This is a genomic window from Gilliamella sp. Nev3-1 (assembly GCF_001690435.1).
Taxonomy (GTDB): domain Bacteria; phylum Pseudomonadota; class Gammaproteobacteria; order Enterobacterales; family Orbaceae; genus Gilliamella; species Gilliamella apicola_C.
The window spans coordinates 1-13,538 of the sequence record NZ_LZHN01000009.1; the positions used below are offsets into that span (position 1 = coordinate 1).

The window sequence follows — 13,538 nt, forward strand, 5'->3', positions numbered from 1 at the left end:
CTTACCTGTGGAAAACGATAACCTAAATGACTACACCAAGAGGCTTGATTAGAAGCGTCATTAGATCGAGATCCACGATTAACGAACCACTGCTTCAACTCAAACCCATACTTAACGACCACACTACCTTGACTATCTCTCCCCACTAACTCAAATGTTTGAGGCAAGGTTGGCTTGCTAAGTGGACTTGGGGAATCTGAGCTTTTTTGGTTATCACTTGCCCTAGGACCCGTTAGCGTAACGCGTATTACCTCTACTGAATGATTGGATATCCAATCATCGCTTGCATTTGGTAATGTCCTTGTTACAGTAGCTGTTATTCCCCCATGCGTAACAGAAGCCCAAGTCAACTGGCGACCTCCTCCTATGTCTAAATCAAAGTACAAGCCATCTGCACCTGTTGTCGGAAAATTTAATTCGTAAAATGTTGGATTAGTTGATTGAACTAGAAATCCTTTAGTTGGATTCCAAATATTAGGTGGACCAGCGTAATCACCTGTACCATAGGTTAGATTGGGTCTTACATAACAGATTTTAGGAGGTAAATTTGGGCTGATGTAGTACTCCACCGATTGACGGTGGAAATAATTTGTATCTGGTACACCGTACTGTGTTTTTAAAAATCCCGCTGTACTACTTAACATCACCTTATAAGGTGCTTTACAAATATCTAAAATATCATTACGACTAACAGCATTACCATTTTTATCGAAAAAATAAGCAGATAGATTTCCTTTTGCGGTTACGCCATTTACTCCCTGACCATCACCATCATCATCGCCCCAATAATGATAAGTGTTCACTATATCATTTAAACTGACTGAATCAACTGATGAGGGAATCAACATGTGAATATCGCTTAAAGTACTTCCTTTAGGTAAAGTTATTGGATTTGTTACGCTTGATGTATTGGTTGATGGAGTAACTATTGTTCCATCCGATAGAGTGATATTCAATAAATCCTCGGTTGTGATCACTTTAGTTTTACCACCATCAAATGTTAAATATGGTGCACTACCTTGTATAACATTACTAGTATGCACCGTTAATGCCTGCGAATTGGGCGAATACGACAATAACAACAATGGTCCTAATACCAACGGGATTTTTGTAAATAATTCTATGGATAATTTCGATGATAAAAATGAGGCAAGTGTAAAAACTCGTCTAACGTAGTTATTTGATAAATTTAAGACATAGGTTTGCCATGTCTGGTGTCTGGTGTCTGGTGTCTGGTGTCTGGTGTCTGGTGTCGATAAGTATACTGCATAACATCCTTCTTGTAAAGTAATATGTTGTTTTATTTTGCTTTTTTGATGATTTATAACCTATAAAATATAGCTAAATTAATTCTAATTTTTAAAATTATAATGTTTAAAAAAAATTTGGCGACATTTTTTACTAAAAATTTTGTAAAGATTTGTTAAGGAACTTGATTCTGTTTTTGGGCGTGCTTATAAATACCCCAAACTTAGTACACAACTTACGTAGAAAATTAAGCAGCCTGTTTTAGTGTTTTATACTCAATCGGTGTCATGCTATTTAATGCCTCATGCGGTCTTTCGGTGTTATAAATCGTTAACCATTCTTCAGTTATTCTCCTTGCTTGCGCTAAGTTGTTAAAAAGATATAAATCGAGTACTTCAGTACGATAGGTACGATTAAATCGTTCAATATAGCCATTTTGATAAGGGCTACCGGTCTGGATATAATCAATGGTTATATCATGTGATTTAGCCCAATTTATAAAGGTTTTTCCTGTAAATTCTGGCCCATTATCGACCCGTATTTTTAATGGATACCCATGATATTCGGCCAGTTTATCTAAGTAACGGGTAATCCTTCCTGCTGGTAAGCTTACTGCAATATCAATACCTAACGCCTCACGGTTAAAGTCATCGATGACATTGAATGTCCTAAAGCGACGTTGATTACGGCTACTGTCACTCATAAAATCCAGTGACCAACATTCACCTTGTTTATTAGGCACCAATAGCTTTTCTTGTGTTCGTGGGGGATACGTTTTTTACGTTTAGCCCTAATATTAAGGTTCAACTCACAATACACCCGATAAACAGGTTTATGGTTCTATTGATATCTCAGCTTTCTGATACGATTAAAACATTTAGGAAAGCCCCAGCGTAAATGCCGGTCTGTGACAGTATTCAACACCGAAACAATCACCGAGTCATCCTGAAACTTAGGTTGGTAATAGTAAGCACAACGGCTTAAACCAACAATGGCACAACTCATAGCAATAGTAACTGAATGATTTTTTTGTAGTTGCTGCGCCCACGTTTTACGTACCTTTGTGGGCACTAAAGCTTTTTTATGATTTCTTCCTGAAGCTGGGATTTTAAGCTCAGTTTGGCAAACATCTGCTTAAGCTTACGGTTTTCAGCCTCCAGCTCCTTTAAGCGTTTGATATCCGACGTTTCCATTCCGCCGTATTTTTCTCGCCATTTATAGACAGTTGAATTGCCCATGCCCTATTTACGGCACAGTTCTTTAACAGGAATACCCGCTTCAGCTTCTTTTAAAATAGCTACGATTTGATGTTCAGTCATTTTTTTCATAATTAAATCCCCCTTTCTTTTATCATAGAGAATTTTCTACTTTTTTGCTGTACTATTTTAGGGGGAGTTACAAACATAGCCAGTACTGTTTTTTGGTGCGGTACTTTCGCTTAGGTTGTTCCATTGATGTTTTATGAATCACTTCATTATAGGCAAGCAAATTATTCAGTTGATCGAGCTCATCTAATCCACGAAGAACCGCAATTAATGTTTGTAATGTAATGGATTCGCCTTGTTCAATACGTTTTATTGTCGCAATACCGATTTGAGATTTGTCAGCCAATTTTTGCTGAGATAAATTTTTTTCAATTCTTGCTATTTTTATTCTGCGACATAACATAGCAATCATTTCGGCAGTTTCATTCATAAAATATCTTTTAGGTATGATATGCCACAGTATGTGACATATCATCTACTGTTATTGAATTAATTGTTCGTTTTCATGAGCTTTGATTTGTTGCTTTTCTAAGCTCTCTAAGATCTTTTTATGGATGCTATTAAAGCCACCATTACTCATAATTAAAATGGCATCGGTTGGGCGAGCTGTTTTGGTTATCATTTCAACAAGTAAATCAATATCACCCGTCCAGTGAGCTGGTTGGATACAAGCATCAACAACATCGGCAACTAACCAAGGCAATTGTTCCGGTTGAAAAATAAAGATTTCGTCAGCACGACCTAGTGATGGCGCTAGTTCATCTTTAGATACGCCTAGCTTCATTGTATTTGAGCGAGGTTCAAGAACAGCTAAAATGCGACGATTTGCACCAATTTTACTACGTAATGCCTCTAATGTTGCTAAAATTGCAGTTGGATGATGAGCAAAGTCGTCGTAGATTTCGATGTTATTTATTTCACCATAGAGTTCTAGCCGCCTTTTTGCATTGATAAATGAATTTAATGCTAAACAAGCATCGGCTGGATCAATGCCTACATTATGTGCTGCGGCGATTGCCATTAATGCATTATGCATATTATGTTCGCCCACTAAGGAATATTTCACTTCGCCTACTTTTGCATTGTTATAGTAAACTGCAAAATGGCTTGCGTCGTTATTTATGCGCTGCGCTAACCAACCTGTTTCAGACTCAGTAAAGACTTGCTCGCTCCAGCAACCTTTCGCCAATACTTGTTTTAAATTTACATCATCTTGTGGTGAAATAATTAACCCTTTGCTTGGCACTAAACGAACCAAATGGTGGAATTGTTTTTGAATTGAGCTAAGATCATCAAAAATATCGGCATGATCAAATTCTAAATTGTTCATAATAAGTGTTTTAGGGCAGTAGTGCATGAACTTGGAACGTTTATCGAAGAATGAACAATCGTATTCATCAGCTTCAATCACAAAAAAATTCCCTTCCCCTAATCGGGCTGATACATCAAAATTACCCGGTACACCACCAATAACAAAACCTTGTTTATAATTTAGTTTTTCTAAAATCCAATTGATCATACCTGCGGTTGTGGTTTTACCATGTGTTCCAGCAACAGCAATAACCCAGCGATCGCGCAAAACGTTATCATGTAACCATTGTGGCGCAGAAATATAAGGGATGTTATTATCTAAGACATATTCAACGCAAGGGTTACCTCTTGATAAGGCATTGCCGATGATGACTAAATCAGGTGTAGAGGTGAGTTGTGATGGATCATATCCTTCAATAATATCAATGTGCTCTTTTTGTAACAGTGTACTCATTGGTGGATAAACATTTTTATCTGAACCTGTTACTTTATGACCTAGCGAGCGAGCTATTAATGCAATCCCTGCCATAAATGTACCACAAATTCCAAGAATATGAATATGCATTTTGAATCCTTAACGTTGCGTAAATTTTATGTTGATGATGTTAGATAACCATCGTAATTAGATGTAACTTAAGCATAATTGTCAAATTATAATCCATTCTAATTGCTTAGGCGATAGGCCATAAATATTTTATCAGTAATTGTGGAGCTTGGTTACCCCGAAATTCATCTACATCCAGATGATAAACTAATTCTACTTTTTTTATCGACTGATCAGGCCATTGTTGTCGATTGACATTAAAACAGATGCCTTCAATAAATGGGCCACCATTTTGTGGCTCTAATACTAATTTAAGGTGTTTGTCTGCAATTAACCGTTGCTGATGAATAACAAATACACCATCAAAAATAGGCATATCAAACCCTTCGCCCCAAGGACCAGATTTTTTTAGCAATTTGGCGGTTGCGTAAGTAAAGTCTTGGCTATCTATTTCACCGTCTGTTTCAATAATATGTTCTAGTAAATCAGAATCGACTTGTGTATTTAAAAGTGCTTGAAAACAACTTGTAAAATGCGCTAAATCTTTTTCGTGAATAGTTAAACCAACCGCCATTGAGTGTCCACCAAAGCTAACGATTAAATCAGGATGTCGCTGATTTAATTCATCAAGTAGATCGCGTAAATGAACGCCTTTAATTGAGCGTCCAGAGCCTTTTAAAAAACCATCTTGGGTTGAAGCAAAAGATATAACTGGTCGATGATATTTATCTTTTAAACGAGAAGATAATATACCAATAATGCCTTGATGCCACTGTTGATGATAAAACACCAGTGCGTTAGGAATTGGTATATTTTGCTCTTCAATTTCTTGAATAAACAATAAAGCTTCTTTATGCATTGTTTGTTCAATCAATTTTCTATCACGATTGAGATTATCAAGATCTACTGCTTTATTGATGGCTAAATCATAATTATCACAAAGTAATAATTCAACGCCTAATGTCATATTATCCATTCTTCCCGCAGCATTTAATCGAGGTGCTATATAATAAGCTAAATCAGTTGATGTAATCGAAGCAGGATCTTTCTTAGCTATATGCAATAAGGCTTTAATACCTTCGCTACAATAGCCAGATCGAATTCTATTTATACCTTGGTGAACTAAAATACGATTGTTATGATCAAGTTTAACCACATCAGCAACCGTACCTAAAGCAACTAAATCCAATAAATTCGTCACATTATATTCGGTTAACTTATTGTCCATGAACCAATTTTCTTGCCGTAATTTGGCTCGTAAAGCAAGCATGAAATAAAAAGCCACACCCACTCCAGCTAAATGCTTAGAAGGAAACACGCAATTAGGTAAATTAGGATTGATTATAGCATCTGCATCAGGTAACCGTTCTGGACATAAATGGTGATCGGTAATAATCACTGACAAGTTTGACTGCTTGGCAAAATCGACAGCTTCAACAGCAGAAATACCGTTGTCAACAGTAATAATGAGTTGCGCATTTTTTAATAGCGCTTTTTTTACAATTGAAATACTTAGCCCATATCCATCATCAAAACGATCAGGAATGATATAATCAACAAATTGGCACCCCATATTTTTAAGGGCTTTAACGGTTAAAGCAGTACTAGTAGCACCATCAGTGTCAAAATCGCCAACAATCATGATCCGTTGATTATTCTTCATTGCTAAATAAAGAATTTCAACTGCTTTGTTAATGCCATCTAATGTGTCGTAATTGTGCAAATTGCGTGTGGTATAGTCGAGCTCTTGCATACTAGTCACCCCACGTAATGCATAAACTCGCTGTAATAATAATGGAATATCCTCGGAAAATTTTGGATATCCATCAGGTAATTTACGATGTCTTAATTTATTTTTTTTCATATTTTGTATGCTAGCGCATTAGCGCTAACATTGAGTTTAATATTATATTTCAACAGCGGTAATCAGTTATTTACTTGTTTTTATCTAAAATTTCAAGCAATTTATCTGCTGGTACATAACCAGAAACAAGCTCGCCATTAGGTAAAATAATTGCTGGTGTACCACTAATTCCAAGTCGCTTCCCAACATTAAATTGTTGTGTAATGTAAGGAATCATACTACTAGCTGGTGAAATTTTATTGCCTTTATAGGCGTTTTCAAACGCGGCTTTGCGATCCTTCATGCTCCAAATAGATTGCATATTTTTACCAACATCGCTTTTATCTCCTGCTCGAGGAAAGGCAAAATAGTGTACCGAAATACCTGCTTCTAAATATTTATCAATATTTTCGTGTAGCAATTTACAGTAATGGCAAGTGTAATCAGTAAAGACGGAAATAATGTATTTTTCATCTTTAGCTTTATAAACAATGGCATCTTTTGCAATTGTTTGCATTAGTTTAAGGTTATTACTGTTGGCAATATTTTCAGGATAGTTACCTTGAACATTATAAATAGGACCTTGAGTTAAATATTTGCCATCTTCTGTAACATAAAAAATACCATCAGGCGTAGAAACGCTTTTAAGCCCTTGTATTGGGCTATTAGTAATTTTTAACGCCTTACTGTCGTAACCTAATTTATTTAAAGCTTTTGTTATATCAGCATTACTCGCTAATACTGAGGTTGAAATTAAAGCTAAAGCTAAACCTAATTTTTTCATTCAATTACCCTTATTTTTTTGAGTATTATGCTCGAGGATGATGTTTACTATGTAACTGTTTTAATCTTTCAGTTGCCACATGCGTATAAATTTGCGTCGTTGATAAACTACTGTGCCCAAGCAACATTTGCACAACACGCAAATCTGCACCGTGATTAAGCAGATGCGTTGCAAAGGCATGACGAAGCACATGAGGTGAAAGTGCTTCAATATTGATACCTGTTAATACGGCATAATATTTAATTCTATGCCAAAAGGTCTGACGTGTCATTTTTTTTCCTAATCGACTAGGAAAAAGAACATCAACAGGCCCTGTTTTTAGAAGATCATTTCTGCCATATTTAAAATAATATTCAAGCCAATAAACCGCTTCTTCACCCAGCGGTACTAAACGTTCCTTATTGCCTTTACCTATCACTCTTACAACACCTTGCCGTAGGCTAACATCACTAATTTCTAAATTCACTAATTCAGATACACGTAACCCAGTTGCATAAAGTACTTCAAGCATTGCTTTATCTCGAAGTTCAATCGGATCGTCTATGCTTGGCGATTCAAGTAATGCATCAACTTGTGATTCGGTTAAATCTTTAGGTAATTTTTTGGGAAGCTTGGGGGATGATAATACCGCTGAAGGATCATCTGTACGATAGTTTTCTTGATATAAATATTGAAAAAAACGTTTAGTTGCACTAAGTAATCTTGCAGAACTACTTGCTTTATACCCATCTTGCACCCGTTGCATTAAAAATGCTTGTAGATTAACTGTTTGAGCAGACAAAAATGTGACATTTTGTTGTTGTAAAAACTGACTTAATGCCAGCAAATCTAGCTTATAAGACGCAATGGTATTTTCAGCTAAGTTCCTTTCTAACCATAAAGAATCTAAAAAATATTCTATTAATATTTTATTTTGGGGCGGGGTGTCGTGATTCGACATCAATATCATCTCTACATTACATTTATTCTGACATTATATACTAACTGTCAATAAGTTGTAGATTTTATCTATTTGTTATCTTTTAAACAGTAGTAGTTTATTATTTTTTTATTAATTACTATATACTGCATTTTTAACTATTTTTGTACTATTTATATTAAAAGGCATTATGTTAAAACGAACTATTAATATTTTTATTGCGCTATTTGCTATTTCGATTATTGCCATGGAAACTTACATTTATTGGCATACTAAATTTCGTCCTTGGCAACCCGAATCTTCAATAGGGCGATTAATTTATTATTATAGTTTTTTTACGGTTTTATCAAATTTAATGTTAGCATTGAGTTGTTTTTGGCTAGCTATCAATCCTAATTGTCATCGATATAGTTTTAAAGTTATTCGTTTGAATGGTTTAGTAGGTGTGATTATAACAACTATTGTGTATAACATAGTGTTAAGAAGCATTCATACTCCACCACCTAATGTATTATTGAAAATTGCGAATGAAAGTTTGCATGTGGTTATTCCTGCTTTGGGATTATTGAGCTGGTTTATTTTCGGACCATTTCGACGAATTGATTTAAAAGTCATTATAGGGGCGTTATTGTCAATGATTGGATATGGTATTTATATTTTTGTGCGTGGCTATTATACGAATTTGTATCCATATCCTTTTATTAATGTTACGCAGATTGGTTATCCAAAAGCGCTGTTTGCTGTGAGTGAGGTTTTTTTGCTATTTGTGGGATTAGCCTTTTTATGTTGGGCAATTGAATATTTAAGGAGTCGAAAATGAAACTGTATATTTATGAGCACTGTCCTTTTTGTGTAAGGGCAAGAATGATTTTCGGTTTAAAAAACATACCAGTTGAATTGCAGGTATTGCTGAGTGATGATTTTCAATCGCCAGAGCGTATGATTGGCGAAAAAATGGCACCCATTTTACAAAAAGAGGATGGTAGCTATATGCCTGAAAGTTTAGATATTGTTGATTATATTGATAATAATTATGGTGGTGAGCCAATTTTAATTGGATCTAAATCTCCAAATATTGCAGAGTTAATCAAACAGTTACAACAATATGATTATAAGTTAGAGTGTCCTCGTTATATAAAGCTCGGCTTAGCTGAATTTGCAACACAAAGCGCGATTGATTATTTTGCCACCAGTAAAGTCGAAAAATTAGGGTCGTTTGATGAATGTTTAGCGCAAACTGATTCGTTAGTGTCTGCTGTATCTGCGGTATTAAATAAGCTTGAATTATTGATTGTTTCGCCAGATGCGTGTAATGAACAATTATCTTTAGATGATATCTGTTTGTTTCCCGTTTTACGGAATTTGACGTGTGTTAAAAGCTTAACGTTTCCGCCTAAAATTAAAGCTTATATACAATCCATGGCAAAACAGAGTAAAGTTAATTTGTTTTTTGATAAAGCCATTTGATGATCAGCAAGTGGATCTGGCGTTTTTATTTATCGTAAAACTCAGGTGTAACAAAACGCCAGATTGTTTACACTTCATGATTAAAATAATCCGCTAACAACGTAAAACGTGACACATAAAGCGATTTTACTTAAAATCGCTTTATGTGGCTTAACCGTATTATAAACGTGAATCAATCATTTTCTATTATTTGCATTGGTAACTATTTGTTGATTAAGCCATATTGCTATTAAAGTACGTCTTTCTTTGGCTTTCCCATTCGTTTGTTAGCAGATAGGTTCGTAAGTTATTCGATTAATAAGATGGTGATCACATGTTTTAACAATTAGATACTACAAATCCTCAATTAATCACCAAACGGTATAGAATCCTGAATATTTTTTACAAAAAATAATCTAAAAAGCGAACATTTGTATAAATATTCCATAGTGAGACACAACTGACGTAGAAAATTATGCTGTCTGTTTTCGTGTTTATATGCAATGAGGATTAGGTTATGTCATACCTGATGAGGCCTTTCGGCGTTATAAATGGAATGTTCAGGGTAGATGTTTGGTGTCAACATGAAGCATTTTGCCTAGATAGGTTTTGTTATTGCCTTTAGTTTGTAGTCTTAATTTACTTTGAATGGATTTTTAATTTTGACTAAACGTTTAATACCATAACGGAGGGGTATTTTTCTTTATGATATCAGCGCTATATGCTTTTCTGTAATAAGGCGTTAGTTTTGTTTTTTTCATGTATAACTATTACAGTCGTTTCTCAAAATTATTGTAAATAACACAAGCAATTCCGATAACTAAGGTCATAAACAGGATATCATGGTAAGAGAGAACAGGAAAATAGGAACAAAACCTGTTCTCTGTTTGGTTTGCTAATTAATTACCTAATTTAACATCAATCACTTCAATATTATCTTTACCACCATAAATATCATACCAAGGAGTGGCATATTGTTTTAATATCTTATTAAGGTGCTCAACATTTTCACGGCCAGTTTGATCTAACCAACGTTTTAATCCCTCTTTTCCACCTTTTGCATAGGCGGCAACGCCTTCAAACCATGTAGCTCGTCCACCAAGGATGCCACTATATTTAGCCCCATTTTCACCAGCAAAAATGAGTTCTTGGTGGAAGGTTTTTGTTGGCACGCCCGCACTTAAATAAATAAAAGGACGCGTTGCGGCATCGCTGGCTTGTTTAAAGTAGTCAGCAGCTTGTTTTTGCGTGTAGACAACGACGTTGTTGTCGTTAAAGCCTTCGACATTTTTAAAAAGCACAGGAACTTCGACTTTTAAAATATCAATGTAATATTGCTCTTTAGTAAACTCTTTAATGGTATTAATGACTTTTTGTGGTTTGATTTTTGCAAATTCTGGGCTTTTATCGTCAGTTATCGCGTTATCATATACTATAGGTTCAACAAAAACGGGAATATCGGCAGCTCTTGCCTCATTACCTAAACGTTCTAAAAAAGCGTGCTTTTTATCTAAAATATCTTGAGGATCATCAGGATTATAATAAACCAATACTTTTGCAGCATCAGCCCCTTTTTTTATTAAGCGTTGTAATGAATCCTCGGGCAAAATATCAGGTAGGCGACCTGGTGTATTGGCATCATATCCCGTTTTTTCATATGACATGATTAATCCAGCATTGCTATTTTTTGCCGCCATGCCTTTAAAACCATATTCTTCATCTAACAAAATTGCGCTAACATATTTAGTTAATTCTTGAGAAACAAGCTCCTTAAATTCATACACCATATCAATATGATAACGATCTTTACCAACCGCAGATTCCATCATCTTAACCATTGAACCACGTTGATCAATCGCTAATGCAGCAATCACGCCATCTTGGTTTGATAGTTGTTGCATACGTGTGAATTTACCACGAGAAATACATTTTCTAGCCATTTTATAGCCTCCATTTAGTTAGTTTTTTTATTATATTGCTTTTTTTTGGTTGTTTATTAATCATTTGTGCTAGTTACAGCGATATCCTCAATTTAAGCCAATACCATTGTTATCTAATGGCATTATGATTGAACTTAAGTTACCACTTGAGTAATTATCGCCTTTAAAAAATAGTTGACTTATTTTCAGCCTATATCAGTATGCTGCATATGTTTATAACAACCCCTTTTTATAACAACACCACAAATTTATTTTTTTCAAATTTCAATGAAAGGCTATGTTCAAGTATAAATTACTAAACAATGAATATTATTTAATAGAATTGTGAAACCACTCATATTTTTCAAAAATAATTCGTTTAGAATGAAAAGCAATTATGTTTTAACTTTAAAATTTATTTAGGAGAAAAAAATGAAGGCAGCAGTGATTAAGCAAGAATGCGATGGTCAAGTTGAAATTAAAGATATTCCAGTTCGCCCATTAGAAGCGGGAGAAGCATTAGTTGACGTTGAATATTGTGGTCTTTGTCATACTGATATCCATGTAGCATCGGGTGATTTTGGCAAAAAGCCAGGCCGAGTTATTGGCCATGAAGGTGTGGGAATAGTGACTAAAATTGCTCCTGATGTAAAGAGCCTTAAAATTGGTGATAGAGTTAGTATTGCTTGGTTTCATGCTGGATGTGGTACTTGTGAATATTGTATTTCTGGTCATGAAACATTTTGTCGTAATGCGTTAAATTCTGGATACAGTGTTGATGGCGGTATGGCAGAGCAGTGTATTGTTAAAGCAGATTATGCGGTTAAAGTACCGGAAGGATTAGATCCCGCACAGGCAACAAGTATTACTTGCGCCGGCGTTACAACCTACAAAGGCATTAAAGTTGCCGATACCAAACCGGGGCAATGGCTTGCTGTATTTGGCATTGGAGGTTTAGGAACACTGGCTATTGAGTATGGTAAAAAAGTGTTTAACAATAAAGTGGTTGCAATTAGTAATAGCGATAGTCAATTAGAATTGTGTAAAAAGTTGGGGGCAGATTTAGTCGTTAATCCTAAAAAAGTGGATGATGTAGGTGCTTATATTAAAGCGCACACTGAAGGCGGTGTACATGGTGCTGTTGTGACCTCAGTGACGAAAACAGCTTTCAATCAGGCTATTCATTCAGTACGCCCTTTAGGACGTGTTGTTGCCTTAGGTTTGCCTTCAGAAACTATGGACTTGAGTATTCCGAAAACAGTGCTTGATGGTATTCAAGTTTTAGGTTCACTGGTTGGTACTCGTGAAGATTTAGCCGAGGCATTTCGTTTCAGTGCTGAGGGTAAAGTAATACCAATGGTTGAAAAAAGACCATTAGAAGATATCAATGACATGATCAACGAAATGAAAGCAGGTAAAATTCGTGGACGTATGGTTGTGGATATGAAAATGAAGAAATAGAAATCACTTTTCAGTAATCTAGAGAATAATAAGCCAGCTTCTAGCTGGCTTCAGATTGATGACAAACCTCGATATAATTCGGGGTTTATTTTTTTATTTAAACCATAAATAGGCTTTTTAATTTGGATTTTATTAAATAAATTAAAAAATAGCTTAAAAAAACGTAACAAAAATAGCTTTATCGCTATTTTCTTGATATTTTGAGCCGTTGCGGCCAATAAACACTGCATTTGAACCTGCGCTCTTCCTCTAAATCGTGCATAGCGATGTCCGTGATGTTGTTTAGCATCAGCAAAGCTGCGCTCTATCGTTTCTTTTCGCCGAGCATAGACTTTTTTACCCCACTGACTTAAACGAATCTCGTTGGCTTTCTCTTTATCTGCTTCCCAGATATGCCGTGTGATGACTTTCTGTGTATTTTTACTCTGTGTACACTGTGACAATAACGGACAGATTTTGCAGGTTGTTGCATCAGAATGATAATGACGATAACCTTCTCTGCTGGTAGTTTTATATATTAATGTTTGCCCGTTTGGGCAAGTATAAGTATCGTTTTGACTGTTATAGATAAACTGCTTTTTTCTGATGGGATTCGCACCATGGGTGGGACGACGATAACCCAACACCGGATATATCTGCTCTGCCAGCAGTAAATGGCAAATGGGAGCCGTAAAATAACCCGCATCAAGGCCGACACCAACCGGATTAAAGCCAAACCGCTCTAACTGGCGTTTTAATCGAGCCATGTAAGGCTGGGAATCATGGATATTTCCAGCTGTGACATAGGTATCGGTAATT

The 13,538-nt window shown here is 35.5% G+C and carries 11 protein-coding genes and 1 pseudogene; 3 read left to right on the forward strand and 9 right to left on the reverse strand.

Annotation, left to right across the window (positions count from 1 at the left end):
- The 7 genes and pseudogenes from A9G40_RS02125 to xerD form a co-directional block, all read right to left on the reverse strand.
- The coding region (locus A9G40_RS02125; RefSeq protein WP_141675167.1) for a hypothetical protein at nt 1–1,100 on the reverse strand (1,100 nt) is incomplete at its 3' end.
- A 395-nt stretch (nt 1,101–1,495) separates the two neighbouring features.
- Nucleotides 1,496–2,576 (reverse strand): annotated as a pseudogene (locus tag A9G40_RS14545) (IS3 family transposase).
- Nucleotides 2,577–2,643: 67 nt separating this feature from the next.
- Complete coding sequence (locus A9G40_RS02140; RefSeq protein WP_065581706.1) at nt 2,644–2,943, reverse strand: helix-turn-helix domain-containing protein; 300 nt, start codon at nt 2,941–2,943, stop codon at nt 2,644–2,646.
- 51 nt (nt 2,944–2,994) lie between these two features.
- Nucleotides 2,995–4,389, reverse strand: coding sequence for a UDP-N-acetylmuramate:L-alanyl-gamma-D-glutamyl-meso-diaminopimelate ligase (gene mpl, locus A9G40_RS02145; protein WP_065581707.1), 1,395 nt, complete (start codon nt 4,387–4,389; stop codon nt 2,995–2,997).
- Nucleotides 4,390–4,495: 106 nt separating this feature from the next.
- Entirely contained in the window at nt 4,496–6,232 is a 1,737-nt protein-coding gene (recJ, locus tag A9G40_RS02150; protein ID WP_065581708.1) for a single-stranded-DNA-specific exonuclease RecJ, read from the reverse strand.
- A 70-nt stretch (nt 6,233–6,302) separates the two neighbouring features.
- Nucleotides 6,303–6,995 (reverse strand): bifunctional protein-disulfide isomerase/oxidoreductase DsbC, encoded by a 693-nt coding sequence (dsbC, locus tag A9G40_RS02155; protein ID WP_065581709.1) that lies wholly within the window; start codon nt 6,993–6,995, stop codon nt 6,303–6,305.
- Nucleotides 6,996–7,020: 25 nt separating this feature from the next.
- Nucleotides 7,021–7,935 carry a site-specific tyrosine recombinase XerD gene (gene xerD / locus A9G40_RS02160; protein ID WP_065581710.1) on the reverse strand — a complete coding sequence of 305 codons (915 nt, stop codon included), beginning with the start codon at nt 7,933–7,935 and terminating at the stop codon, nt 7,021–7,023.
- Between the two features lie 169 nt (nt 7,936–8,104).
- On the opposite strand from xerD, the gene A9G40_RS02165 reads away from it, so the two are divergent.
- Together A9G40_RS02165 and grxB are read left to right on the forward strand one after the other, a co-directional pair.
- On the forward strand, nt 8,105–8,734 hold the full coding sequence (locus tag A9G40_RS02165) for a Pr6Pr family membrane protein (RefSeq protein ID WP_065581711.1): 630 nt from the start codon (nt 8,105–8,107) through the stop codon (nt 8,732–8,734).
- Entirely contained in the window at nt 8,731–9,381 is a 651-nt protein-coding gene (gene grxB, locus A9G40_RS02170; protein WP_065581712.1) for a glutaredoxin 2, read from the forward strand. Before A9G40_RS02165 ends, grxB begins: the two co-directional genes overlap by 4 nt.
- 878 nt (nt 9,382–10,259) lie before the next feature.
- On the opposite strand, the gene A9G40_RS02175 is transcribed toward grxB, so the two are convergent.
- Nucleotides 10,260–11,300, reverse strand: a complete 1,041-nt coding sequence (locus A9G40_RS02175; protein ID WP_065581713.1) for a tagatose 1,6-diphosphate aldolase — start codon at nt 11,298–11,300, stop codon at nt 10,260–10,262.
- A 411-nt stretch (nt 11,301–11,711) separates the two neighbouring features.
- Here A9G40_RS02175 and adhP point away from each other — a divergent pair, with 411 nt between their 5' ends.
- Nucleotides 11,712–12,740: an alcohol dehydrogenase AdhP gene (adhP, locus tag A9G40_RS02180; protein ID WP_065581714.1), complete on the forward strand. Its 1,029-nt coding sequence runs from the start codon at nt 11,712–11,714 to the stop codon at nt 12,738–12,740.
- A gap of 50 nt (nt 12,741–12,790) precedes the next feature.
- Here adhP and A9G40_RS02185 read toward each other — a convergent pair.
- Nucleotides 12,791–13,538: transposase (locus tag A9G40_RS02185; protein WP_255307290.1), on the reverse strand; the 748-nt coding region annotated here is incomplete at its 5' end.